At 69.5% G+C, this 24,009-nt stretch carries 21 protein-coding genes and 1 pseudogene; 17 read left to right on the forward strand and 5 right to left on the reverse strand.

Annotated features, from left to right (window positions below):
- Positions 1 to 196 precede the first annotated feature (196 nt).
- From OP79_RS20315 to OP79_RS20350, 9 genes and pseudogenes are all read left to right on the forward strand, one after another.
- Positions 197 to 2,542, forward strand: coding sequence for an ATP-binding SpoIIE family protein phosphatase (locus OP79_RS20315; protein ID WP_033321702.1), 2,346 nt, complete (start codon positions 197 to 199; stop codon positions 2,540 to 2,542).
- Between the two features lie 2 nt (positions 2,543 to 2,544).
- The gene (locus OP79_RS20320) at positions 2,545 to 3,531 is read left to right on the forward strand and encodes a LacI family DNA-binding transcriptional regulator (RefSeq protein ID WP_051744774.1); all 987 of its coding nucleotides are present in this window, start codon (positions 2,545 to 2,547) and stop codon (positions 3,529 to 3,531) included.
- A gap of 96 nt (positions 3,532 to 3,627) precedes the next feature.
- Positions 3,628 to 4,908 (forward strand): ABC transporter substrate-binding protein, encoded by a 1,281-nt coding sequence (locus OP79_RS20325; RefSeq protein WP_033321703.1) that lies wholly within the window; start codon positions 3,628 to 3,630, stop codon positions 4,906 to 4,908.
- Positions 4,905 to 5,843, forward strand: a complete 939-nt coding sequence (locus tag OP79_RS20330; RefSeq protein WP_033321704.1) for a carbohydrate ABC transporter permease — start codon at positions 4,905 to 4,907, stop codon at positions 5,841 to 5,843. The genes OP79_RS20325 and OP79_RS20330 overlap by 4 nt, the downstream gene beginning before the upstream one ends.
- On the forward strand, positions 5,840 to 6,667 hold the full coding sequence (locus tag OP79_RS20335; RefSeq protein ID WP_033321705.1) for a carbohydrate ABC transporter permease: 828 nt from the start codon (positions 5,840 to 5,842) through the stop codon (positions 6,665 to 6,667). The genes OP79_RS20330 and OP79_RS20335 overlap by 4 nt, the downstream gene beginning before the upstream one ends.
- Positions 6,668 to 6,700: 33 nt before the next feature.
- Positions 6,701 to 6,877 (forward strand): annotated as a pseudogene (locus tag OP79_RS58560) (Hsp70 family protein); the annotation flags it as partial.
- 160 nt (positions 6,878 to 7,037) lie between these two features.
- Positions 7,038 to 7,373 carry a hypothetical protein gene (locus OP79_RS57065; RefSeq protein ID WP_033321706.1) on the forward strand — a complete coding sequence of 112 codons (336 nt, stop codon included), beginning with the start codon at positions 7,038 to 7,040 and terminating at the stop codon, positions 7,371 to 7,373.
- 44 nt (positions 7,374 to 7,417) lie between these two features.
- On the forward strand, positions 7,418 to 7,669 hold the full coding sequence (locus OP79_RS20345) for a hypothetical protein (RefSeq protein ID WP_033321707.1): 252 nt from the start codon (positions 7,418 to 7,420) through the stop codon (positions 7,667 to 7,669).
- Complete coding sequence (locus OP79_RS20350; RefSeq protein ID WP_033321708.1) at positions 7,669 to 8,061, forward strand: type II toxin-antitoxin system VapC family toxin; 393 nt, start codon at positions 7,669 to 7,671, stop codon at positions 8,059 to 8,061. Before OP79_RS20345 ends, OP79_RS20350 begins: the two co-directional genes overlap by 1 nt.
- 133 nt (positions 8,062 to 8,194) lie before the next feature.
- On the opposite strand, the gene OP79_RS20355 is transcribed toward OP79_RS20350, so the two are convergent.
- Both OP79_RS20355 and OP79_RS20360 read right to left on the reverse strand, forming a co-directional pair.
- Positions 8,195 to 9,589 (reverse strand): hypothetical protein, encoded by a 1,395-nt coding sequence (locus OP79_RS20355; RefSeq protein WP_033321709.1) that lies wholly within the window; start codon positions 9,587 to 9,589, stop codon positions 8,195 to 8,197.
- Positions 9,590 to 9,816: 227 nt separating this feature from the next.
- The gene (locus OP79_RS20360) at positions 9,817 to 10,182 is read right to left on the reverse strand and encodes a YybH family protein (protein ID WP_033321710.1); all 366 of its coding nucleotides are present in this window, start codon (positions 10,180 to 10,182) and stop codon (positions 9,817 to 9,819) included.
- 98 nt (positions 10,183 to 10,280) lie between these two features.
- On the opposite strand from OP79_RS20360, the gene OP79_RS20365 reads away from it, so the two are divergent.
- The 3 genes from OP79_RS20365 to OP79_RS20375 are packed head-to-tail and all read left to right on the forward strand — an operon-like array spanning position 10,281 to position 11,889.
- Entirely contained in the window at positions 10,281 to 11,171 is an 891-nt protein-coding gene (locus OP79_RS20365) for a LysR family transcriptional regulator (RefSeq protein WP_033321711.1), read from the forward strand.
- A 50-nt stretch (positions 11,172 to 11,221) separates the two neighbouring features.
- Positions 11,222 to 11,500, forward strand: a complete 279-nt coding sequence (locus OP79_RS20370) for a hypothetical protein (RefSeq protein ID WP_033321712.1) — start codon at positions 11,222 to 11,224, stop codon at positions 11,498 to 11,500.
- Positions 11,497 to 11,889, forward strand: coding sequence for a type II toxin-antitoxin system VapC family toxin (locus OP79_RS20375; RefSeq protein WP_033321713.1), 393 nt, complete (start codon positions 11,497 to 11,499; stop codon positions 11,887 to 11,889). The genes OP79_RS20370 and OP79_RS20375 overlap by 4 nt, the downstream gene beginning before the upstream one ends.
- 316 nt (positions 11,890 to 12,205) lie before the next feature.
- On the opposite strand, the gene OP79_RS20380 is transcribed toward OP79_RS20375, so the two are convergent.
- Positions 12,206 to 13,435, reverse strand: coding sequence for a lipase family protein (locus tag OP79_RS20380; protein ID WP_157857334.1), 1,230 nt, complete (start codon positions 13,433 to 13,435; stop codon positions 12,206 to 12,208).
- A 352-nt stretch (positions 13,436 to 13,787) separates the two neighbouring features.
- Here OP79_RS20380 and OP79_RS20385 point away from each other — a divergent pair, with 352 nt between their 5' ends.
- Positions 13,788 to 16,181 (forward strand): GMC oxidoreductase, encoded by a 2,394-nt coding sequence (locus tag OP79_RS20385; RefSeq protein ID WP_078491901.1) that lies wholly within the window; start codon positions 13,788 to 13,790, stop codon positions 16,179 to 16,181.
- Positions 16,162 to 17,679, forward strand: coding sequence for a patatin-like phospholipase family protein (locus tag OP79_RS50470; RefSeq protein ID WP_051744775.1), 1,518 nt, complete (start codon positions 16,162 to 16,164; stop codon positions 17,677 to 17,679). Before OP79_RS20385 ends, OP79_RS50470 begins: the two co-directional genes overlap by 20 nt.
- A gap of 79 nt (positions 17,680 to 17,758) precedes the next feature.
- On the opposite strand, the gene OP79_RS20395 is transcribed toward OP79_RS50470, so the two are convergent.
- Together OP79_RS20395 and OP79_RS20400 are read right to left on the reverse strand one after the other, a co-directional pair.
- A complete protein-coding gene (locus OP79_RS20395) occupies positions 17,759 to 18,706 on the reverse strand; it encodes an ATP-binding protein (RefSeq protein WP_211270832.1) in 948 nt (315 codons plus the stop codon).
- Positions 18,707 to 18,930: 224 nt separating this feature from the next.
- Complete coding sequence (locus tag OP79_RS20400) at positions 18,931 to 19,566, reverse strand: TetR/AcrR family transcriptional regulator (RefSeq protein WP_033321716.1); 636 nt, start codon at positions 19,564 to 19,566, stop codon at positions 18,931 to 18,933.
- A gap of 253 nt (positions 19,567 to 19,819) precedes the next feature.
- On the opposite strand from OP79_RS20400, the gene OP79_RS20405 reads away from it, so the two are divergent.
- From OP79_RS20405 to OP79_RS20415, 3 genes are all read left to right on the forward strand, one after another.
- Positions 19,820 to 20,623 (forward strand): SDR family NAD(P)-dependent oxidoreductase, encoded by an 804-nt coding sequence (locus OP79_RS20405; protein ID WP_033321717.1) that lies wholly within the window; start codon positions 19,820 to 19,822, stop codon positions 20,621 to 20,623.
- A 64-nt stretch (positions 20,624 to 20,687) separates the two neighbouring features.
- The gene (locus OP79_RS20410) at positions 20,688 to 21,809 is read left to right on the forward strand and encodes a DUF5938 domain-containing protein (RefSeq protein ID WP_033321718.1); all 1,122 of its coding nucleotides are present in this window, start codon (positions 20,688 to 20,690) and stop codon (positions 21,807 to 21,809) included.
- Positions 21,810 to 22,109: 300 nt separating this feature from the next.
- Positions 22,110 to 23,660, forward strand: coding sequence for an acyl-CoA synthetase (locus OP79_RS20415; protein ID WP_033321719.1), 1,551 nt, complete (start codon positions 22,110 to 22,112; stop codon positions 23,658 to 23,660).
- The last annotated feature ends 349 nt before the right edge of the window (positions 23,661 to 24,009 follow it).

Genomic DNA, 24,009 nt, shown 5'->3' on the forward strand with positions numbered 1-24,009 from the left:
ACGCCGCCGAGGATGCGCTCACGGCGGGCGGTCTTCGTACGGTCTTCGGCGCATTCGTTCTACACGCGGGTCCGACTTGTCCGTTCAGTCCTGAGCGCGCACGCTGAGGACTGACAAGGACAGTACCGATATGTCTGACATGACTGGCGCGATCGAGCGAAGCGCCACGATTGAGCGAAGCGCGAAGTGAGCGACGATGGACACCGCCACAGCCACCATCAGCCCACAGGGCATCGTCACGGGCTGGAGCGAAGGAGCTCGCCGACTGCTGGGTTACAGCGCGCCTGAGATCGTGGGGCGCACCGCGGTCGATCTGCTCGCCACGGTGGGACTCTCCGGCGCCACCGGTTACGCCCTGGCCAGTTCGCGGGAGTGGAGCGGCACGGCGGCCCTCCGCCACCAGGACGGCCACCGCCTCGATCTCACCGTGCACTCCGCCCCCTCGCTGGACCGGAACGGCGAGACGCAGGCGTTCCTCGTGACCGCCACCACGGACGCGCCCGAGTCGGCGTACCACCACGAGGTGGTGGAGTGGGCGTTCACCCAGTCCTCGATCGCCATGTCCGCCCTCACCAAGGATTCGCACGGGTGGCACGTCGCCGCGTCGGGGCAGCACACCGACGAGTACCCGAACGAGGGGAACGAGGCATTTCTGCGGTCCGTCGACCGGGTCGCCGAGCAGGCGACACCGACGCGTTACGAGGGCTGTACGCCTGCACCGTCCGCCCTCCGTCAGCATGCCTGGGTCACCGAGATGTGGCCCGTCCGGGATCCCGCCACCGGCCGGGTGTGCGGGGTCGGCACCGCCACCTTCGACAGCAGCGAGCAGCACTGGGCGCGGCAGCGGCTGGCCCTGCTGAACGAGGCGGGCACCAGTATCGGCACCACCCTGGATGTGACCCGTACCGCCCAGGAACTCGCCGATCTGGTCGTGCCCCGGCTCGCCGACTTCATCAGCGTGGACCTGCTCGAATCCGTGACCCGCGGGGAGGAACCGGTCGCGGGACCGGTCGACGTGGACGTGGTGCTGCGGCGGATCGCGCACGCCTCCGGCTCCGAGGAGTCGCCCGAGGCGGCGGTCGGCCTCGGCGAGGCCGACACCTACCCCTCGTTCTCGCCTCCGGCGCGCTGTCTGGCCACCGGGCGGGCGGTGCTCAGCGGGGCGGACGATCCCGACTTCGTGCGGTGGATCGGGCAGAGCGAGGCCAGGAGCGCGAGCGTACGCGGGCAGGGTTTCCACTCGATCATGGCGGTTCCGCTGCGGGCCCGCGGGATCACGCTCGGGGTGGCCGTCTTCGCCCGGGGCCGGTCCTCGGAGCCCTTCGCCGAGGACGATCTGGTCCTCGCGGAGGAGCTGGCGGGACGGGCGGCCGTCGGTGTGGACAACGCGCGCCGTTACACCCGCGAGCGCACCAACGCGCTCACGCTGCAACGCAGCCTCCTGCCGCGCGAGTTCCCCGAGCAGGCGGCCGTCGAGGTCGCGTTCCGTTACCTGCCGGCCGGTTCGGGGGCCGGGGTGGGCGGCGACTGGTTCGACGTGGTGCCGCTGTCCGGTACGCGGGTCGCGCTGGTCGTCGGGGACGTGGTCGGCCATGGGCTGCACGCCTCGGCGACGATGGGGCGGCTGCGTACGGCCGTACGTACGCTCGCGGATGTCGATCTGCCGCCGGACGAGCTCCTCACCCATCTCGACGACCTGGTCACCCATCTCACCTCGGACGACGACGATCCCGTCTCCGCGGACATGCCGGGCCCCGGCGACTTCGGTGAGATCGGCGCCACCTGTCTGTACGCCGTCTACGATCCGGTCTCGCGCATGTGCACCCTCGCCAGCGCCGGCCATCCGCCGCCCGCCGTGCTGCTGCCCGACGGTACGGTCACCCTGGTCGAGCTCTCGCCCGGGCCGCTGCTGGGGGTGGGCGGGCTGCCCTTCGAGTCCACCGAGATCGAACTGCCCGAGGGTTCCCTGCTCGCCTTCTACACCGACGGACTCGTCGAGGCCCGCGACCATGACGTCGGCGCCGGTCTCGACCGGCTGTGCCAGGCCCTCGCCTCCCCCGTGCCCTCGCTCGACGTCACCTGCGACGCCATCCTCAAGGCGCTGCTGCCCGACAGCCGTGCCGACGACGTGGCCCTGCTCCTCGCGCGCACCCGCGCGCTGCACGCCGACCAGGTCGCCGCCTGGGCCCTGCCGTCCGACCCCGCGATCGTCGCCGCCGCCCGCGCCCAGACCTCCCGCCAACTGGCGACCTGGGGGCTGGAAGAGGCGGCGTTCATCACCGAGCTGGTGGTGAGCGAGCTGGTCACCAACGCCATCCGGTACGGAGCGGTCCCCATAGGCCTGCGCCTGATCCGCGACCGCGCCCTCATCTGCGAGGTCTCCGACGCCAGCAGTACGGCTCCCCATCTGCGCCGCGCCCGCATCTTCGACGAGGGCGGCCGAGGCCTGCACATGGTCGCCCAGCTCACCCAGGGCTGGGGCACCCGCCAGACCTCCACGGGCAAGACCATCTGGGCCGAACAACCCCTCCCGGCCAGCTGAAGATGAGCGGGCGAAGGGGCGAGCCGGCCCCCGGGGGTGACGAAGCCGGCTCGGGCCCCGGCAGTGGTCGTACCCACACCCTCGGACTGCTCTATCCGCCCGCCGGGCGGGACCGGCGGTACACCGGGATGCAGCTCGGCTTCATCGGCGGGGTGGCCGAGGCCGCCACGAAGTTTGGGTACGACCTGTTGCTCTCGCCCTGTGAGTCCGAGAACGAACCCTCGTTCCAGCGGATCCTGGCCGAGCGGCGGGTGGACGGGCTGATCGTGATGGAGATCCGGCGGGAGGACGACCGGGTCGAGCATCTCGCCAAGGTGGGGTTTCCGTTCGTCACCATCGGGAGGAACCGGAGGGCGGAGGAGACCGGCTGGGTCGATCTGGACTTCGCCGGGCTGGCCGACGGCTGCGTACAGCACCTCGCTGATCTGGGGCACAGCCGGATCGCCTTCGTCAATCGCTCGGAGCAGCTCTTCGACAGCGGGTACGGGTTCGCGCACCTCGCGCTGGAGGGCTACACCGAGGCCATGGTGCGGCTGGGCCTCACCCCGCACGCGTACCTCTGCGACGACGACGTCGCCGGGGGCGAGGCGGTGCTGGAGCGGATCCTGCGGGACGACCCGGCGACCACCTCACTCGTCACCATGAATGAGGCGGCCCTCGCCGGTCTGTACCGCGGTCTGACGCGTCACGGCCGTGCCGTACCCCGGGATTTCTCGGTCGTCGGCGTGGCGGCCGGGCGCTGGGCGGAGCAGGTGACGCCGCAGCTCACCGCCGCCGAGATACCCGCCGAGGAGATGAGCCGGGTCGGTGTCGAGCTGATGGTGGAACGGCTCACCTCACCCGGAGCGCCGCCCCGGCATGTCCTGCTGAAGCCGCTGATCTCCCTGCGGGCGAGTACCGGCAGGTGCAGGGCGGTGCCCGGTTCGGAGCCGAAGCAGGATTTCCCCGAGTTTCCCGACATACCGGATTTCCCGGGTTCCGATTTCTGAGCCGAGTACATGCGTTCATGAATTTCCGGGCCGGGTCCCTGCCGAGTCCATGAAGGCCGGTTCTGATCCTGGTCCACGTGCTGATGGGAGCCTCGTATGCCGTCCACCATTGACCGCCGTGACTTTGACCGCCGCGCCTTTCTGCGTGCCGCGGGTGCGTCAGCCGCCGCCCTCGGAACAGTCGGGGCCCTGGCGTCCTGCGGTTCCGGGAACTCCGGGAATTCCGGGCAGGGAAGCGGAGGCAGAACCACCCTCACCTGGTGGGACTACTTCACCCTGGAGAACTTCCAGCCCGGCATGAAAGCCCTCATCGAGGACATCGAGGCGGGCGTCCCGGGCGTACGCATCGACCGCCGCACCTTCCCCTTCGCGGACCTGGAGCGGCAGATCACCCTGGGCGCGGTCTCCGGTGACCTCCCGGACCTCGCCATCGTCGACAACGTCTCGATGAACTCCCTCGGCGGCAGCGACCTGCTGGCCGACCTCACCGAACGGGTCGAGGAGTGGGGCCAGGCGGACCAGTACTACGAGGGCCCCTGGGCCGGCTGCCAGGTCGACGGCAAGACCCTCGGCATCCCCAACACCAGCAACTGCCTCGCCCTCTACTACAACACCGGGATCCTCCGCTCGGCGAACGTGAAGCCCCCCACCACCTGGGACGAACTGGCCGCCGCGGCACAGCGGTTGACCAGCGGGAACCGGTTCGGCCTGGCGATGAGCGCGATCAGGACCGAAGAGGGCGTCTTCCAGTTCCTGCCGTTCCTGTGGCAGACCGGCGGTGACCTGGACACCTTCGCCACCGACGGGGCGACCGCGCTGGCCTTCCTCGACGACCTGGTCGCCAAGAGCTCGCTGTCCGAGCAGTGCGTGGGCTGGACCCAGCAGGACGTCAACACCCGGTTCGTCGACGGGCGCGCCGCGATGCAGATCAACGGCCCGTGGCAGATCCCCACCCTGAAGAAGGAGACGGATCTGGAGTGGAGCGTCGTCGCCCTCCCCCGCGACAAGGCCGCCGCCACCTGCCTGGGCGGCGAGAACTGGGTGGTGATGGCGAGCAGCGAGCAGCAGGACAAGGCGTGGGAGGTACTGAAGTACACCCAGCGCCGGTCGGTCCTGGTGCCGTACCTGGAGTCGTTCGGCAACCTCCCCTCTCGCAAGGACCTTGCCGACCAGGGCACTTGGGCCTCCGACCCGGCCCTGCGGCTCTTCCTGGGCCAGCTGTCCCGCGCCCGCCCGCGCACGTACGGGCCGGGCTACCCGGACATCTCCCAGGCCGTCGCCGAGGCCGAGCAGGCCGTACTCACCGGCTCCGCCGCGCCCTCGGCCGCGGCGCGGACCGCCGCCGGGAAGATCGACGAGGCGCTGGAGCGGCGGTGAGACCACTCCGGACCACCGCTCCACGCCCGTCCCGCTCGCCCTCCTCACGCCTCCGGCGGACCGGGTACCTCTTCGCCCTCCCCGGTCTGGCCTTCCTCGCCCTCTTCCTGGCGTACCCCCTGCTCTACAACGCCTGGACCTCCGTACACGACGTCGGCCTGAGCGGTCTGCTCGGCGGGGCCACGCCGTTCAACGGTCTCGCGAACTACCAAGCCACCGTCTCCGACCCGGACTTCTGGCACGCGGCCCGCCTCTCGGCGGTGTTCACCGCGGGCTCGCTGCTGTTCCAGTTCACGATCGGCTTCGCCCTGGCCCTGCTCTTCGCCCGGCCCTTCCCGCTGAACGGCCTGCTCCGGTCACTGCTGCTGGTGGCCTGGCTGCTGCCGCCGGTGGTCAGCGGCACCCTCTTCCGCTGGATGCTCGACGGCGAGTCGGGCGCGTACAACGCCCTGCTGCGAGCCGTCGGCCTGGACGCCCTGTCGCGCGACTGGCTGATCGATCCGGGCACCTCCCTGGCCGGGGTCGTCTTCGCCAACGTATGGGTCGGCGTGCCCTTCAACATGCTGCTGCTCCTGGTCGGACTGCACACCATCGACCCGGAGCTGCACGAGGCCGCCGCCATCGACGGGGCGAACGCCTGGCAGCGGCTGCGCTGGATCACCCTGCCGCTGATGCGGCCCGTCTCGGTGACGGTGCTGCTGCTCGGCCTCGTCTACACCTTCAAGGTCTTCGACCTCGTCTTCGTGATGACGGGCGGCGGCCCGGTCGACGCCACCAGCGTCCTCTCCCTCTATGCGTACGAGGTCTTCTTCAGGTTCTTCCGGTTCGGCGAGGGCGCCGCCGCCGGACTGCTGCTGCTCGTCGTACCGCTGCTCGCGGGCATCGGCTACGTACGGCGACTGCGCCGGGAGGAACGAGAGGAAGGTGCCGTATGAAACCGGCGCGCCGCCCCTGGCTGCTCACCGCGACCGCCACGCTGATCACCGCCGCCTTTCTGCTGCCGGTCTACTGGATGCTCAACACCAGCCTCACGGAGCCGGACCGGATTCTCGGCGAGTCCCCGCGCTGGATCCCCGCACCGCTCACCACCGAGAACTACTCGGCGGCACTGGACGACGACGCCCTCCTCCAGGCCCTGTTCAACAGCCTGGTGATCTCCAGCGGAGTCGTCGCCCTCACCCTGCTGCTCGGCGTCCCCCTCAGCTACGCGCTCGCCCGGGTCCGGATGCGCGGCTCCGGCACCATGGTGCTCGCGCTGCTCGTCGCCCAACTGCCGCCCAGCATCGTGCTGGCGGCCCCGCTGTTCATCCTCGAACGCCGGGCCGGCATCGACGACACGTACCTCGGTCTGATCGCCGCCGACACCACGCTCACCCTGCCGTTCGCGGTGATCGTGCTGCGTCCCGTACTGCGGGGCGTACCGCGGGAGCTGGAGGAGGCCGCGCTGGTCGACGGGTGCGGGCTCGCGGGCGTACTGCTCCGTATCGTCCTGCCGCTCATGGTGCCCGGTCTGGTGGCGGTGGCCGGGCTCTCCTTCCTGATCGGATGGGGCGAGTTCGTCTTCGGCCTCACTCTCGCCAAGGAGCCCGGCGTCCAGCCCGTCACCGTCCTCCTCAACTCCTTCGTCGGCCAGCACGGGACCGCGTGGGGAGCGCTGATGGCGACCGCCGCCGTCGTGTGCGTTCCGGTGGTGTGCGTCTTCGCGATCTTCCAGCGCTTCATCGTGGGCGGGCTCACGGCGGGGAGCATCAAGGGCTGAAGGGAGCGTCAAGGGCCGGGAGTTTGGGGAGAGTTGGCGCACCTGGACGCCGCCTCGTCCCGCAGTTACGACACCGACGACATCCGGCAGGTGTTCCTGGTGGGCGGCAGCTGCCTCATCCCCGCCGTGCAGGACGTGGTGCATCTGCACTTCGACCCCGAAGTCGTACGCCTCGACCGCCCGTTGGAGGCGGTGGCGGCGGGCGCGGCCGGTATCGCGGGCGGCAGCGAACTGTACGACCACATCCAGCACGACTACGCCATCCGGCACGTCAACCGCGATACCGGCGCCTACGAGTTCGAGGCCCTGGTGGAGGCGGGCACCGCCTATCCCACCGAGGACCCGGTGAAAACCCTCACGGTCAAGGCGGTTGCACGAGGGCCAGCGCCGCCTGGGCCTCGCCGTCTACGAACTCGCCCACGCCACCTACCGCGACGCCGGCGCCGACCTGGAGATCGCCTTCGACGCGGGCGGCGGCGCCCGCACCGTGGCGGTCACCCCTCAGCAACGCCAGCAGCGCTCCATGCTCTGGCTCAACGAGGACAGCCCCACGTTCCTGGAGGCCAACCCTCCGGCCACCGCGGGCGAGGACCGCTTCCGCCTCGAGTTCCGCATCGACACCCACAAGCGGCTGACGGTGACGGCGTACGACTTGCGGCGCCACACCGTGGTTCTGGACCGGCAGCCGGTGATTCGGCTGGCTTGAGCGCAGCAGAACCCGGACTTCCTACCCTTGGTAGGATCTGAACCATGAGTGGTAGCAAGAAGTACTCCATCAGCCTTCCCGAAGACCTCGCGGAAACCGTACGCACCCATGTGGGCCCTGGCGGCTTCTCCGCCTACGTGGCCGAGGCGCTGGAGCAGCGTGTGGCCATGGACAAGCTTCGTGAGATCGTCGCCGACTTCGAGACCGACAACGACCCGTTGTCCCGGGCAGAGATCGACGCAGCCCGCGCCGTACTGCGCCACGACCAGCGCGACTCGGGCGGTGCCGCAGCCTGATGCCCGGCACGCTCCTGCTGGACAGCGAGGGCCTGTCCAAGGTCTACCTCAAGGACCGCACTGTCCTGGCCCTCGTCCAGGCAGCCTCGGAAGAAGGCATCCGGGTGGCCACGACCGCCATGACCACCCTCGAGGCGCACTACGAACGCATCCACCCCGCCCGCATCCGGTGGGTACTCTCCCGTATCGACGTCCATGACGTCACCAAGGACGTCACCGACCAAGCCGCAGCACTCTTGCGCGGCCACCGGCTCAGCGGCCACAAGTACGCCATCGATGCAGTCCTCGCCGCCATCGCACGCTCCGCACCAGGACCAGTCACCGTCCTCACCTCCGACCCCGAAGACATCAACCTGCTCTGCGGACCGGGCGTCGAGGTCATCAAGGTCTGACAACACGGCACGATCCAAGAGGGCCGATCGGCCGGAGTCAGACCGGGGTCGCCCGCGCCGGCGGACAGCAGCCGGCGTCGGGCGCATCAGGGCTGATCAGGCCCGCGTCTGGACCACGTCGGCCCGCCGTCGGTCAGGCCCGCAACGGGTTGGAGCGTGCCGCCGCCAGCAAGTACCAGGCGGTCGCCCCCGTGTGCCGGTACGGGTAGTAGCCGAAGCCGAAACCCGTGTCGAGCGGGCTGCTCACCGAGACGACCCCGGCCCGCGCGGGAAGCGCCTTGCCGCCGACGGTCTGGTCGCCGCCGAGCAGGTCCTGGGCCCGCTCGATGGAGGCGATCAGGCGGCGGGCGCGCGCCTCGTCGCCACGGCCGTGCCGGTCCCGCAGGGCGAGTGCGAGGTGGGCCGTTCCCTCGAACCACACGCCGTTCCGGTCGGGCTTGGGCTGGAACTCGGCGATCGGGGCGTCCTCGTCCGCCAGGAGACTGGCGGAGCTGAAGGTGACTCCCTCGTACGTCTGGCCCGCGGGCACCGTGCTGTTGGGCCGGTCGGCGTGGTCGAGGACGGCCAGCTCGGCCGCGGCCCAGTCCAGCGACCGGGAGTACGAGCGCGAGTCGAGTGCGAGGTGGGTCCAGGTCTGGGTGTCCGCCGGGATCGGGGACTTGTTGACTGTCACACCGTCGTTGGTGCCGGTGTAGAAGAAGCCGCCGGACGGCTCCCACATCTTCCTGACGAAGGCTTCGGCACGCGCGCGCCGCTCCAGCCACACCCGGTCGCCGGTGAGCCGGGCAAGCCGTCCGAAGAGGCAGACCAGGTCGGTGTTGTGCTCGGTCGAGGTGAACGGCAGTTTCGCGTTCGCCCCGTTGACCCCGAACTTGTAGCCGCCGAGGGGTTCGTCGGTACGGCCGGTCCGCTCGATCCACGTACCGATCCGCACGGCACCGTCGAGGAAGCGACGGGCCCCGGTCCGGCGGGCCAGTGCGCTCAGCGCGATGCCCGCCCAGGCCATGTCGCCCACCGCCGTGCCGGTGAAGCCGAACTGGGTGCCGACGTTGGCGGTGCCGTCCGCCCGTACGAAGCCGTCCGGCTGCGGCGAACCGTCGAAGAAGGTGTACGACCCGACGTTGTAGGCCTGGCGCAGCCTGCCGTCGTCGTACGCCGGGTCGTGGGCCTGGGCATAGAGCAGCGCGTCACCGAGCGTCCCGGCTCTGGCACGGCCGTCGGCGGTACGCGCCGCGAGGTGGGCCAGGATCGCGAGGGCGTTGTCGTAGGTGAACGCGGTGCTGAACAGGCCCGCCTGGTCGGTGTAGCTCTGGGCCAGGCGGATGCTGCCGTGCTCGGGATAGGCGTCCATGGCGGCGGCGAGAAAGGCGTACCCCCGGCGCTGGGCGGAAGTCCCGGCGGCCGCCGCGGATCCGGCCGCGTGGGCCGCGCCGGAACCGACCGCCGCGGTGAGCACCGCGGCGCCGGCACCGAGGCCGGTCCCGATGAGCGTACGGCGGCTGGGCCCTGGGCCTTGTCTGCCGGTCATGGGTCTCCCTTGCGGAGGGTGAGAGCGCTCTCATGAGCGCGGGCTCATTGTGCTGGTACGCCTGGATCAGGTCAACGCACTTGGCATGCACGCTGGTTGACGAGGGCGAGGGCGAAGGGGATGGGGCAGAGGAGGGAAACGCGGGGGGCTCCCCGCACCGGCGTTGTCGGCGCGGCACCCCGATGCGGCCCGTGCCCGGGCGGCCAGTTGCCTGGGCGTCGAGGGGCTCAGCGGGTGGGAGGGACGAACTCGGGCTGGTCGAGCAGGCGCAGCCAGCTTCCGTCGGGCTGGCGGCGGACGACCTGTGCCCGGGCGCCGGCCCCGTCCTTCGGCGGGGTCGAGGTGAGGGCGATGTCTCCGCTGACCAGCGTCGGCAGCGGTTGTTCCGGCTCGAAGCGGGGACGGTTGGCCAGCACCTTCTCCCACAGCGCACGGATCGCCTCCCGGCCCACCGTCTGGTTGCCGGGCGGGTAGGCCATCACCGCATCCTCTTCGTACAGTGCGGCGACCCCGGCCGCGTCACCGGCATTGGACCGCTCGACGAACAAGCGGGTGAGGTCCTCGGGCCGCAGGGCCTTCTCATACTCCGGCATGGGTTCCTCCTGATGTCGGGCTTCAGTGCTTCCCAGCGTGGTCGTTCACTCACCAGAAATCCAACAGATGGATTTACTGGGAACTAGAATCTGCAGTCATGGAACTGAGGCAGCTGGAGTACTTCGTCGCAGTCGCCGAAGAGCAGAACTTCACCCGGGCCGCTGAGCGGGTGCACATCAGCCAGTCCGGCGTCAGCGCCCAGATCCGCCAGCTGGAACGTGAACTCGGTGCCGAGCTGTTCGACCGGTCGGCGCGCACCGCCACCCTTACTGTCGCGGGAAAGGCCGCGCTCGAACACGCCCGCGCCGCGCTCGCCGCAGCCGGGGCGGTCGGCCAGGCGGTCGGTGACGTGACCGGCCTGATCCGGGGTCGGCTCACGGTCGGGATGGTCATCGGCTGCACGCTCACGCCGCTGTTCGACGCCCTCGCCGCGTTTCATCGCGCGCATCCCGGCGTGGAGATCTCACTGTTGGAGGACAACTCCGACCGGCTCGTCGAGGGGGTACGCGCCGGCACCATCGACCTGGCTCTCATCGGGACCGCAACCGCCACCCCCGACGGGCTGGATGCGCTGACCATCATCAGCGAGCGGCTCGTCGTAGCGGTTCCTGCCGGGCACCCCCTGGCGAAACAGCGGCGGGTCACTCTGCGCGACGTGGTCGCCTACCCGGCCGTGTGCATGCCACCCGGCACCGGCCTGCGCACGGTGTTCGACCAGGCGTGCGCGGCACAGAGCCTCCAACCCACGATCGCACTGCAAGCCAGCGCCGCGGACGCCATTGCCGACCTCGCCGCCCGCGGGCTCGCCGTCGCCATCCTCAGCACCTCGATGGCCGAGAGCTACCGCGACCGGCTCACCGCACGCACCATCGATGACATCGAGACACCAGCGTTGCTCGCTTTGATCTGGAAGAGCAGCCACAGCCCCTCGGTGCGTGAGCTGCTCCTGCACAGCCGACAGGCATTCACCAAGCCCGACCCCGCGTAGCGAGAGCCACTCGGCCCACCCAATAACAAGAGTTTTGTTAATGTGGCTTCATGGCCACCACCCCCGACCCCGCTCCCGGCGAAGGCCCCGTCCGCCCCGTCTCCGTCTCCCTCCACGAAGGCACCATCGCCGCCCTCAAGGCACGCACCGGCAAGCGCGGCATGTCCGCCTACGTCGAAGCCCTCATCCAGCGCCAACTCGAGCGGGACCGGCTGCGCGAACTCATCGAAGACGCGGAGAGCGAGCAAGGACCGGTGGATCAGGCAGCGGTCGAGGCCAAGCGGGCGCTCCTGCGCGGCGACGCAGCCGGCTCGGCCGACGCCGCATGAGCGGCACCCTCGTTCTGGGCTGCGAAGGCCTGTCCGAACTCGTACGCCGCACACCCGAGCTCACCGAATGGCTGGCTGCGGCCGAGGCGGAGGACATTCGCGTCATCACCAGCTCCGTCACCCTCGTCGAAGCCCGCGATCCCAGAACCAACCAGGCCCGCTTCGACTACGCCGTCTCCCGCGTGAACATCGTCTCGCCCACCGAAGCCATCGCCCGCCATGCCAGCAAGCTGCTCGCCGCAGCCGACCTGCACGGCCACAAATACGCCCTCGACGCCCTCGTCGCCGCCACCGCACTGGCCTCGCCCGCTCCCGTGACCATCCTGACGTCAGACCCCGAGGACCTCCACATGCTGTGCGGCCCCGGCGTCCGCATCGCCAAGGTCTGACTCGACGGGCTTTCCATCCGCGCCGGAGCGGTACACGGACCGCTTTCTCCCGCCTCATGCGCGGGTCAAAGTCGCTGTACGGGGAACCTCGGGCAATAGCCCCCTCGGCCAGCCAGGCGCGGGCCCGACCACGCTGTCACTCATCGCCGAACCGCGACGTGCACGGCAGTTGAGGAGGAGCGGCCGGCTACCCCATGAGCAGCACGCATGAGCAGCACGTGGACCGACTCCGGCGGCGGCACCCATGTCTTCGCCGACAACGCAGAGTCCCCGTCAGCGAACTGACGGGGACTCATGAACGATCGAACGATCGAGGTCAATCGCCGAATTCATCCGATACGCGCCCAGGGGTCAGGGCTCCGATGTAATGGGCGGGAAGATGGTCCTCCAGTGAGTACACGACTGGAAGAGCCCGCAGGATCTGGGATTTCCGTGCGGCCAGCGTCGTCACGCCCAGCGCGAAGCCGAGGAAGCTCGACATCTGTGATGTGTACGTATCCGTTTCGCGCCATTCCCCTGTCTGCGGCTGGTACGAGGATCCCAGGTATCTCAACCAGCCGGACACGCTCTGCTGAAGGTGCGAGATCCGGTACCGGTACTCGCGCCCGAAGTGCTCGTACGGCCCCGCTGTCACCGGCGGGAAATGCGGAACGACATCGTCGCCGTGAACGTATCGGATGATCTTCCTGCTGAATTCCCGGTCGTTCTCGCAGGCTCCGGCGAGACTCGGATCGCCGATCATCGGCTGACCGAACGTGTATACCCCCTTGAGGAGTTCGGCGACAGCCGCGTATTTCTTCTCGTGCCGCAGCATCACCGCCAGCATCGAGGCCATGGCCCCTCCGAGACTGTGCCCGGTGATGTACAGCGCCTCGAGCTTCCCCGGCATCCTGTCGGATTCACCCTCCACCGGTTTACGCACCGATCGCCCCACCACGGCGCGCCGCAACGCCTCCATGACCTCGTGGCGCGTTGCCCGGACATTGCGGTAGAAGCCGGCGTGCACGCTGGCACAGGGATCTTCGAACTGGTAGTTGATCCTCTCCGGTTCCACGTCGACGTCGGTCAGCCCATTGGCCAGATTCGTCGGTTCGGTGCCTCTGTAGCAGAGGATGACCACCTTCCCGTCGCCGCTCTGGATCAGAAATGCCCTGGAGCAGATGAACATGGCGTCGACGGTTGCCGAGATCAGGCGGCAGTGGTTCTTCTCGAGTCCCAGTCTCGCCATGATCATCGAGACGGTTTCCGCCCCCGAATACGCGTAGCCGGAACAGACGGCCATGACATGGGCGGCTACCGGATCGGGATGCTCCTCGATGCCCGCCAGATGCGTCGACAGGCCTTTGTGGACCGGGAAGCCGTCGGTCTCCCAGTACGCGGCGCTCTCTTCGTCGGCTTCCGGGAGCTGGGAGTACCGCGCCCTGTCCGGCTGATTGAACGGCCGGAGCTGCCGGTACGACGGAGCCCGAGTGTCGACGGTCCACAGCCCGCCGGTTTCCAGTACGGATCGCATCATCTGCGCGTCATGCCCATCGGGGGACGGCACATCGGTCGCTGTCGGGGGACTCTGCGTCAAGGTGCCCACCTCTTGGGTCGGGGAATTCGGAAAACGACGCCGATGTGTCGGTACTTCTCGCGGGCGGGGTCCCTGCGGCGAGGAGCGAAATCAGCACCGGGCATGCGTCGGCCTACGCTTTCCGTGCGCGGGCGGCCCCGAATCCCGGATTCGCAGGCGACCACCCATTTGGCCTCATCGGCCGCCCATAGAGCCCCGCCCATGAGGCGCCGTCCATAAGACGCCTCATAAGGCCTGTACAAATGTCCTCGTATTGCACGCCGCCATCCCTGCGATGAAGCTCGGACATGGCGGAGCCCATGACGAAAGGAGACTGGTACGAATGCGCCGAAGCTACGACGCACTCGTGATCGGCACAGGCTTCGGCGGCGCGGTCTCCGCCTGCCGACTGTCTCAGGCGGGCCTGCGGGTCGGTGTTCTGGAGCGCGGGCGGCGCTACCCGCTCGGTGGCTTCCCACGAGACTGGGACAACCCGCTGAACGGCTGGCTGTGGTCGAAGGACCAGGGGCTTTTCGACGTACGGCCCTTCAGCGAGATGACCGTGGTCCAGGGCGCGTCCTACGGCGGCGGCTCCCACCTGTACGCCAATGTCCACCTCCGAGTGCCCGAGGACGGGTTCGAGCGGGGCTGGCCCAGCGGTTACGGCCGCGCCGCGCTCGATCCGTACTACGACCTCGTCGCCTGGATGCTGGACCTCACACCGGTCAGCGAGCGACAGCCGCTCGGGTTGCCGCCGAAGACGATGGCGATGCGGGAGGCGGCGCGGGCGATGGGTCGCGAGGGACAGTTCGCGCTGCTCCCGCTCGCGGTGGACTTCGGGGAGCCGGAGGTGATGCGGCCCAACAAGTTCGGCGTGCCCCAGTCGGGCTGCCGTCACTGCGGTGAGTGCGACATCGGCTGCAACTTCCAGGCGAAGAACACCCTGGATCTCAACTACCTGGCTGTCGCGGAGCAGCGCGGGGCCGAGGTCGGTACGCGCTGTGAGGTGACCCGGATCGAACCGCTGTCCGGCGTCACCGGTTACCGGCTCACATACACCGATCACGCGACCGGGGCCAGTCAGACGGTCAGCGCGCCGGTCGTGGTTCTGGCGGCGGGCGCGGTGAACAGTACGGAGCTGCTGCTGCGCTGCCGTGACGAGTACGGGACACTGCCGGAGCTGTCCGAGCGGCTCGGCCACCGCTACTCGGGCAACGGCGACCACCTCGGGTTCGCCTTCGGCACCGCCAAGGCTCTGGAGCCGTCCCGGGGGCCGGTGATCACCTCGGGCATCGTGCACGACCGTGGCACCGGCAGCGGCCGTCGCTGGTTCGTCTTCCAGGAGGGCGCCTTCCCCCGCGAGGTCGCCGGGCTGATCCGGCTCCTCGACGAGGGCGATCCGCGCTTCGCCGGCCTGCTGCGCTCACAGGACGAGGCGTTGGCGGCGATCCGCAGCGCCGGGCGGGAGCGGATCGGCGCCCGGCCGGACCGTACGGACCTTGCGGATGAACACACCGCGGTGTTCCTGGCGATGGGCCGGGACACCGCCGACGGCCGGATCTCGCTGCTCCCGGTCAGCCGCGAGCTGCGGATCTCGTGGAACCTCGGCGACAATCTCGGGCTCTACGAGACCGAGGAACGGTTCTGCGCCGATGTCGCCGCGGCGCTGGGCGGCCGGTCCGGAACCAACCCGCTGTGGCGGTCGCTTCACATTCCGGTCTCGGTCCACAACCTGGGCGGCTGTGTGATGGCCGACGACCCGGCGGACGGAGTCACCGACGCCGGGGGCGAGGTGTTCGGTTACCCGAACCTGTTCGTGCTGGACGGCGGCTGCCTGCCGGAGGCGACGGGCGTCAATCCGTCCTTCACCATCGCGGCGGTGGCCGAGCGGAACATCGAGGCGGCCATCCGCCGGATCACCGACCGGGCCGAGTGGCGCGCGCCGGAGCGGGAGTTCGCGGTGCCGGTGCCCGATCCGCTGGACGAGGTGCGGATCCCGGTGGGCGGCACCCCGGCGCCGAGCGCCCCGGGAACCGGGCTGACGTTCACCGAGACCATGCACGGCACCGTGCGAGGCGGTGCACCGCACGATGAGGCGGCGCCCGCCCGGTTCCGGGTGACGGTGACCGCCCCGGTACTGACCGACACCCTCGACGACCCGACCCACCCGATGGCCGCGACGGGCACGGTGCACGTCCGGGGAGTCACCGGGCCGCAGGGAGCGAAGGTGTCCGGCGGGGTGGTGAACCTGTTGACCGCCTCAGACGCTCCGGCGGCCCGGCGGATGCTGTACACGCTGCCGTTCTTCGGGGCGGACGGGCAGCCGTATCTGCTGGACGGCGTCAAGGACGTGCGGGACCACGGGCGGATCGACGTCTGGGATGACATCTGGGACGCGACCACGACGCTGCACACGACGGTCCGCCACGGCCACACACCCGACGGCGCGGCACTGTCCTCCGGAGTGCTGCGGCTCGACGCTCTGGACTACCTGCGGCAGCTGACGACCGTACGGATCACGGGGACCCGGAATCCGGTGCGCCAGGCCGAGGCCCTGGCCCGGTTCGGGATCTTCTTCGCCGGGTCGGTGTGGGACGTCTTCGTACGACCCCGCATTCCGTACGTCCCCATTCCGTACGTTCCGTCGACCGGCCCTCTTTCCCGTCTTCCTCGTCTTCCTCGTCTTCCCCGTCTCTTCCGCACCGAAGGAGCGTCCGATGACCGATACGGCGCCTGAGACCGCACCCCCACGTACCACCAAGCGGTCCCTGATCCTCGCCGGCGGCGGGATCAAAGTGGCGTTCCAGGCGGGCGTGCTGCAGGTGTGGCTCGACGAGGCGGGACTGGTCTTCGACCATGTCGACGGCGCGAGCGGCGGCACGTTCAACCTCGCGATGATGTGCCAGGGCATGTCCGGGACCGAGATCGCCGACGCCTGGCGCCGGACCGAGCCGAAGGCCGGGGTGTCGGTCAACGTCCGCCAGCTGGCGCGGCTGGCCTATGCCGAGTCACTGTTCACCCTCGACGCGTACCGCAGAAACGTCTTCCCGATGTGGGGGCTGGACTGGCGGAAGATCCGGTCATCGGCCCTCGACGCGACCTTCAACGTCTACAACGTGACCCGCCAGGAGCTTGAGGTACTGCCCCCCGCCCGGATGTCCGAGGACTTCCTGGCGGCGTGCGTGTCTCTGCCGATGTGGTTCCCGCCGGTACGGATCGACGGCGACACCTACATCGACCCGGTGTACGTGACCGACGCGAACCTGGAGGAGGCGATCGACCGCGGCGCCGACGAGATCTGGGTGATCTGGACGGTGAGCGAACGGGGCGAGTGGCGTCCCGGCTTCGTGGCCGAGTACTTCCAGATCATCGAGGCGGCGGCCAACGGCACTTTCCGCCGCGTGGTGGACCGCGTCGAGCGGAACAACGCCGCCGTCGCGGCAGGCCTGCCGGGCGAGTTCGGCCGGCACATCGAACTGCACGTCCTGCGCGCGGAAGTACCGCTCCACTACCTGATCAACTTCAGCGGTGACCGGCAGCACGAGGCGGTCGACCGCGGGGTCGAGACCGCTCGTTCGTGGTGCGCGGAGCGGAAGATCCCGCTGGCCGACCCGCTCCCCCAGCCGCTCCTCGAGACCCCGGTGTCGCTGCGGTTCAGCGAGGACATGCGCGGCGGGGTCACCCTCGGGGCGGACGGGCAGTCCGTACGCCTCTCGGTGCACCTCACGATCGCCACCGACAACGTCGAACGCTTCGCCAGCGACCCGCGGCACACCGCGTCGGTCACCGGGCAGGTGCGCTGCCCTGCCTTCGGCGGCGTACGGGAACTGACCGGCGGGACCTTCCAGTTGTTCGTCGACGACGGCGATCCCACGCGTAAGGAGATGCGCTACCGGCTGCACTTCACCGACGACCAGGACAAGCCGCTCACCTTCGTCGGGGTGAAGACCGTCGACAGCGGCAACCCGCTGCGGATGTGGAGCGAGACCACCACCCTTCGCACACGGGTACTGCGCGGACATGTGCCGGAGGGCGAGGAGGCCATCGGCGAGGTGACGGCAGAGGGAGTGCTCCGGCTGGGCGTCCCGGACTTCCTGAGGGAACTCACCACCTTCCGGGTGGAGGGCCCCTCCCCCGCCGCCCGCGCCGCGGGGCTGGCCAGATTCGGCATGCTGTTCCTCGGCAAACTGTGGGACGTGTACGCCCGCCCGGTCCTCCACCCCGGCCCGGTCTGACGCTCCGCCATGAGCGCTTCAGGAAGAGAGCCCAGGTCAGATCCCCCTGACCTGGGCTTCCGCTTTCCGCCGGGGAAGGTCACCGGGACCGGCAGCACTCCTGCGCCACCGAGACGAAGGCCAGCTTCGCGCGCTTGAGTTCGTCCGGCCTCTCATGGCGTCTCAGACAGTCGACGAGATGCTGCGCCGCGGCAGCGGCATCCGGCGGGCCTTCCAGGAGCACCCCGCCCAGGGCGCGTTGCAGCAGGACGTCGTCGTCGGCCTGACCCCGCCCGTTCCGCTCGGTGAGGATCCTGGTCTCCGCGGCTCCGAGGAACTCCGCGTAGGTCTGGCGGCGGAGGGCGAACTCGCGGTGGTCGGACTCGGCGCGAAGCGTCATGCGAACCGATTCGAGCAGCGCCGCGGGGAGGCCGTCGCACAACCGGACCACCGCCCGCGCCGCCTCCGGGTCGGCGGCCAGCCGGTGGTCACGGACGATCAGTTCCAGCAGCTCCGTCGCCGCCCGCTCCTCCAGCGGCGGCAGCGCCAGATCCACCGCGGTTCCGGCTTCGAGGTCGTGGAGCGGACCGTGACTCGTGACGATCACCACGCTGTCGCCCGACGCCGGAAGCAGGGGGACGACCTCCGAGGCGTAGCGCGCGTTGTCCAGCAGGAGGACCAGATTCGCGTCGGAGGTCCTGTTCCAGTACTGCCTGCACCGAGCCGCGTACTGGGCCTGCACCTGGTCCGGCGCCACGTCGAGGGAGTTCAGCAACTGGGAGAGCACATCACCGGGGTCCAGCACGCCGTCCGCCCGGAAGTCGTCGAGGTCGACGGACAGCACACCATCGGCAAAGGGGCGGCGGTCGAGCAGAGCGCGGGCGATCAGGCCGGCCAGCTCCGTCTTTCCCAGGCCGCCAGGACCGCTCAGCGCCAGGACCAGCGGACGGGAACGGCTCCGCCGTTCCGTCACGGCGCGCAAGGCACGTTCCCGCTCATCGTCGCGGTTGACGAAGTACACCGGCTCCGGCGGAAGTTCGACCCTCACAACAGTCCCCTCGACCATCCGCAGTGCCCTGCACGCACTGCCCGACGATCATGCACTCCAGAGACTTTCAGCACCCGGTGTCCGGTATCCCGAAGACCCGAAAACCCCGGATCATCCGCGCTGCACCTCAACACCCACGCACGGCACTTGTCGGATCTGCACAGGTTGCCCGGGGGCAGGATCCTGCACGCTTTACCGGTTACCGGTCGCGAGCGACATCGTGCTCAGGCGTCGACGACCAACTGCCCCAGGAGGTGCTCCACACCCTTGCGGAGGTCGTCCGCGGCAGTGTCGCGACCGGTCAGGTACCTGAGCAGCGCCTGCTGGAAGAGCCCGTCGAAGAGCGCGTACGCCACTGGGGGCGACAGCACGGGGGGCGAGCCGACGAGCTCGGCGAAATGGCTGACGACGCGCCAGATCATCCGTTCCAGGCTCTGGTCGATGTCGAGGACATCCTCACGGAACGACTCCTCGAACAGGCTCTGGTTCCGCAGGTCGTACCAGAGCCGGTGCATCGTCGCTTCCTCGCGCAGCGTGTCGGCCATCGCCGCGCCGAAGCCCTGCTTGAGTTCCTCGGCCGAGCCGGCGGTGACGATGATCTGGTCGTAACGGGTGACGCACTCCGCCTTGTACTGCCGCACGCAGTAGGTGATCAGCTCCACCTTGTCGCGGAAGTAGTAGTGCAGGACGCCGTGGGAGAACTCGGAGTTCTGTGCGATCTCGCGCAGGCTCGTGCGGGCATAGCCGAGTTCGGACAGGGTCTGCAGCGCGGACGCCGCCAGTTGTGCCCGTCGCTCGGCGAACTTGTCGACCTGCCGCCGGGAGATCCTGTCCCGGCTCTTGCCCGCAGTCTGGGTCACAGCGCGTCTCCGTCGGCCCTTCCGCCCGCCCGCACCCTGCGGACCGCTGCGCCAGGCTATCGCGGCCGGGGACGAGAACCCAGCAAGAATCTGGACAGTCGTCAAAGAAAGTTTGGACAGTCGTCAAATGAAGTCTTGACGACTGTCCAGAAGTGCCTACGCTGGCGTCACGTCCCGCAGTCCCCCGGTCCGGGTTTCCGTACGACCGAGTGCGTGACGCCGACAGCACGTCATCTCAACGAGGAGATGTTCCATGAGCGTGTACGACCTGACCGGGCGCAAAGCCCTGGTGACGGGTGGGGCCCGAGGACTCGGGGCAGGCATGGCCGAGGCGCTTGCCCGGGCCGGCGCCGCCGTCGTCATCGGCGACATCCAGGAGGAGGCGGGCAAGGCGACCGCCGATTCGCTCAGGGAGTCCGGCGCCACCGCCGCCTTCGTGTCCCTCGACGTGACCGAGGACGCGAGCTGGGAATCGGCCGTCTCGCAGACGATCGACGAGCTCGGCGGCCTGGACATCGTCGTCAACAACGCCGGCGTCGAGATCTCCGGCCTGGTCGCCGACCTCGATCCGGCCGATGTCCGCCGGATGCTGGAAGTGAACGTCCTCGGCACGGCGCTGGGCGTCAAGCACGCCTTCCGCGCGATGCGCCCCGACGGTCCGGCCGGCAACGGCGGCGCCGTCGTCAACATCTCGTCGGTCGCGGCGACCATCCCGTTCCCCGGTATCGCGGGCTACGCCGCGACGAAGTCGGCGGTCGACCGGCTCACCCGGGTGGCCGCGCTGGAATCCGGCAAGCTCGGCTACGGCGTGCGCGTCAACTGCGTCTATCCCGGCCTCGTACCGACCGAGATGGGCGCCAAACTCGCGGCGGACATGGAAAGCCTGGGCCTCTGGCCGAGCGCGGAGGCAGCCGTCGGCGACGTCATCGCCCTGACCCCGCTCGGCCGGCTCGGCGAGGTCGCCGACATGGCCGACGCCGTGGTCTTCCTCGCCTCCGACGGTGCCCGCTTCATCACCGGGGCCGGCCTGCCGGTCGACGGCGGCATGGGCATGTGACGGGCCCCTTCCCGGCGCCTCCACCACACTCCCCCACCGCCGACCATCGAAAGGCCGAACCATCATGAGCAACGACAAGCCCGTCGTCGTCTACGGGGCCTCCGGCTACACCGGCCGCCTCGTCTGCGAGTACCTCCGGGAATACAACATCCCCTTCATCGCCGCCGGACGCGACAAGGCGCGCATCCAGGAGGTCCTCGACAAGGTTCCCGGAATCGACACCGTGGACCACGAGGTCGTCGAGGTCGAGCACGCGGTCGGGCCGCTGACCGAGCTCTTCCGCGGCGCCAAGGTGGTGAGCAACATGGTCGGCCCGTTCATCAAGTACGGGCCGGAGGTCGTCGAAGCCGCCCTCGCGGCCGGCTGCCACTACCTCGACACCACCGGGGAGCAGGACTGGGTCCTCGACGCGCAGGCGCGGTGGGGCGACCAGTACGCCGAGAAGGGCCTCCTGCTCTCCCCCGGTGTCGCGCAGATGTACACCACCGGGGAGATCGCGGCCAACATCTGCCTGGAGACACCGGGCCTGGACACCCTCGACATGCTGGTGCTGTGGAAGGGGTTCCCGACCTACGCCTCCACGCAGACGATCTTCACCATCCTGAAGGCCGACTGGCACTACCTGGAGGAGAACCAGTACAAGAAGTGGGACCCGCTCACCGCCGTCGAGGTGACCGTCCCCGGACAGCACGAAACGGCGCTGGCCTTGCCGTGGGGCGGCACCAGTCATCCCGTGTGGTTCAAGAACGATCCACGTGTGGCGAGTTGCAGGGTCCTCGGCGGCGTCATGGACCGCGGGGTCATGCAGGGCGTGGTCGAGACGGTGAAGATGGTCGAGACCCAGATCAAGACCCTCCCGGCCGACGAACAGGACGCCGCGCTGGCCGAGGTGGCCGCCTCGGTGCAGGCGGGCATGCCGCCCCGGGAGAACCCGAGGATCAACACCTCGGTGGACTCCGTCCACGCCTCGGGCCCGCTCGGGCGGGCGCACTGCGTGATCCACGGCAACAGCAACTACAAGCAGACCGGACTGCTCCAGGCGTACGCCGCGTACTCGCTGCTGCAGCAGGCGCCCAGGCGCGTCGGCCTGGCCTCGGCCTGCCAGGCCTTCGGCCACCGGGAACTGCTCGGCGTGCTCAAGGCGTTCGGCCTCGTACTCGACCCGGTACTGACCGTCCACAACTGACCGTTCCGGGGGCTCCGGCCGCACTGAGCGGGTCCGGCGAGGTCCGGTGCGGTTCGGTGCGGTTCGGCAGCTCTCCGTAGGGGCGCGGGGCTGTATCGATGTGCGGCTCCACCGCGATGGGGGTCTCCCGCTCTGGGCCCCCGCTCTGGGGGTCCCCCCAGGCCCTTAAGGCACTGGGGAGCAGCCGAGAGTGGGGGAGCGACCAGCCACGACGGACCCGCGGTCGACGCACCGCACCTCCAGCGGAGCGCTTGGCGCCGGAGCCCCCGGTCACCCACGTAACCACTGAGGACGGCGTCCATGCGGCTGACCGACTATCTCGACAAGGGCGCGTCCCTGGGCCCCGGCGCCCCTTGCCTGACCACGGGGGACCGCACACTCACGTACGGCGAGGTCCAGGAGCTCTCCTGGCAGGTGGCCCGCGCACTGGACCGGTCGGGAGTACGCCCCGGGGACAAGGTGGCGATCCTCTCCGCGAACGATCCGACCGCCTTCTCCTGCGTGTTCGGCATCTCACGGGCGGGCGCGGTGTGGTGCCCGGTCAACCCCCGTAACGAAGCCGCGGAGAACCGCGACCTGCTGGACCTCTTCGACTGCACCTGCCTCGTCTTCCAGGAGGCCTACGCCCCCCTGGTCGCGAAGATCCTGCCGGATCTGCCGAAGCTCACCACGCTGGTCTGCCTCGACGGATCCCCGGCCTTCGCGACAGCCTTCGGCGAGTGGCTGGACGGCGTTCCCACCGAGCCCTGGCAGGCCGGGCCGGTCGACGGAACGGTCATGCTCGTCGGTACGGGCGGCACCACCGGCAGGCCCAAGGGCGTCATGCTGACCGACCGCAACATCGAGACCATGTCGGCGCTGACGCTGATGAGTTACCCGTTCGGCACCCGCCCGGTCTACCTGGCGCTCGCCCCGCTGACCCACGCGGCCGGAGTGCTGTGCTTCCCCGTCATGACGCTCGGCGGCGAGATCGTCATCATGCCCGCGCCGGACCTCACCGAGTTCCTCGCGCTGGTCGAACGGCACCGGGTCACCCACACCTTCCTGCCCCCGACCCTGATCTACATGCTTCTCGGCCACGCCCGCCTGGCAGCCACCGACCTGACATCCCTGCGGTGCCTCTGGTACGGCGCGGCCCCGATGTCGGCGGCCCGGCTGGCGGAGGCCGTCGAGCGGATCGGCCCGGTGATGGCCCAGCTCTTCGGCCAGTCAGAAGCCCCCATGATGATCTCGACGATGGCGCCCGAGGACCATTTCCACGCCGACGGCTCGCTCGCCTCCGAACGTTTCGCCTCCGCGGGACGGCCCGCTCCGCTGGTGACCGTCGCCATCATGGACGGCGAGGGGAACCTGCTGCCACCCGGTGAGCGCGGCGAGATCGTGGTACGCGGTTCCCTCGTGATGGCGGGCTACTACAAGAACCCTTCCGCCACCGAGGAAGCGTCCCGGCACGGCTGGCACCACACCGGGGACATCGGCTACCTCGACGCCGACAACTACCTGTTCATCGTCGACCGCGCGAAGGACATGATCATCAGCGGCGGCTTCAACGTCTACTCCGCGGAAGTCGAGCAGGCGGTGATGGAGCACCCCGCCGTCCAGGACTGCGCGGTCGTCGGCCTCCCCGACGACAAGTGGGGCGAGCGGGTGACAGCGGTCGTGCAACTCCACCCGGAGCAGAGCGTGACCGAGGGCGACGTGCGCGCCTTCGTGAAGGCCAGGATCGGCGGCGTCAAGGCTCCCAAGCAGGTCGAGGTATGGCCGGACCTGCCCCGGTCGAAGGTCGGCAAGGTCCTCAAGAACGAGGTCAGGTCCCAACTGCTGCGCGAACTCCCCCCTGGCCGTTCGTAGGAGATCGCATGGCTGACAAGGTGCGCGTGGCCGGGGTCGGCATGACCCCGTAGGGACTTGCACAATCGTGACGGCGGGTGCCGGGGCGTGCCGCCGGATCCTGTTTCCCCTGGTCGAAGGCGTGCTGCTGAGCGCCCCATGCCGCCCTGGCACAGCTTGTGCCACCTCGTCCGCTCACGCAGCGCTTACGCAACCGAGTACGCCGGACCCGCAACCGTGTGGGTCTCGACTGCCGTCTCCTACCGGTTCCAGGACCAGCCGGCCCGAGCAGATCTTCACGAGAACCGACTCCGTCATGCCGCGCGTCTTGATCTACGGTGCCAGCAGTCACCCACGACGGGGAGGGCCC

It is taken from the genome of Streptomyces yerevanensis (genome assembly GCF_000716805.1).
In the GTDB taxonomy this organism is placed as follows: domain Bacteria; phylum Actinomycetota; class Actinomycetes; order Streptomycetales; family Streptomycetaceae; genus Streptomyces; species Streptomyces flaveus.

Excerpts from the sequence above, each read along its gene's own strand:
- OP79_RS20405 (WP_033321717.1), top strand. The coding sequence starts at position 19,820 with ATGAGCGTGTACGACCTGACCGGGCGCAAAGCCCTGGTGACGGGTGGG.
- OP79_RS20385 (WP_078491901.1), top strand. The coding sequence starts at position 13,788 with ATGCGCCGAAGCTACGACGCACTCGTGATCGGCACAGGCTTCGGCGGC.
- OP79_RS20375 (WP_033321713.1), top strand. The coding sequence starts at position 11,497 with ATGAGCGGCACCCTCGTTCTGGGCTGCGAAGGCCTGTCCGAACTCGTA.
- OP79_RS20350 (WP_033321708.1), top strand. The coding sequence starts at position 7,669 with ATGCCCGGCACGCTCCTGCTGGACAGCGAGGGCCTGTCCAAGGTCTAC.
- OP79_RS50470 (WP_051744775.1), top strand. The coding sequence starts at position 16,162 with ATGACCGATACGGCGCCTGAGACCGCACCCCCACGTACCACCAAGCGG.
- OP79_RS20335 (WP_033321705.1), top strand. The coding sequence starts at position 5,840 with ATGAAACCGGCGCGCCGCCCCTGGCTGCTCACCGCGACCGCCACGCTG.
- OP79_RS20360 (WP_033321710.1), bottom strand. The coding sequence starts at position 10,182 with ATGCCGGAGTATGAGAAGGCCCTGCGGCCCGAGGACCTCACCCGCTTG.
- OP79_RS20355 (WP_033321709.1), bottom strand. The coding sequence starts at position 9,589 with ATGACCGGCAGACAAGGCCCAGGGCCCAGCCGCCGTACGCTCATCGGG.
- OP79_RS20370 (WP_033321712.1), top strand. The coding sequence starts at position 11,222 with ATGGCCACCACCCCCGACCCCGCTCCCGGCGAAGGCCCCGTCCGCCCC.
- OP79_RS20345 (WP_033321707.1), top strand. The coding sequence starts at position 7,418 with ATGAGTGGTAGCAAGAAGTACTCCATCAGCCTTCCCGAAGACCTCGCG.
- OP79_RS20315 (WP_033321702.1), top strand. The coding sequence starts at position 197 with ATGGACACCGCCACAGCCACCATCAGCCCACAGGGCATCGTCACGGGC.
- OP79_RS20320 (WP_051744774.1), top strand. The coding sequence starts at position 2,545 with ATGAGCGGGCGAAGGGGCGAGCCGGCCCCCGGGGGTGACGAAGCCGGC.
- OP79_RS20415 (WP_033321719.1), top strand. The coding sequence starts at position 22,110 with ATGCGGCTGACCGACTATCTCGACAAGGGCGCGTCCCTGGGCCCCGGC.
- OP79_RS20365 (WP_033321711.1), top strand. The coding sequence starts at position 10,281 with ATGGAACTGAGGCAGCTGGAGTACTTCGTCGCAGTCGCCGAAGAGCAG.
- OP79_RS20325 (WP_033321703.1), top strand. The coding sequence starts at position 3,628 with ATGCCGTCCACCATTGACCGCCGTGACTTTGACCGCCGCGCCTTTCTG.
- OP79_RS20410 (WP_033321718.1), top strand. The coding sequence starts at position 20,688 with ATGAGCAACGACAAGCCCGTCGTCGTCTACGGGGCCTCCGGCTACACC.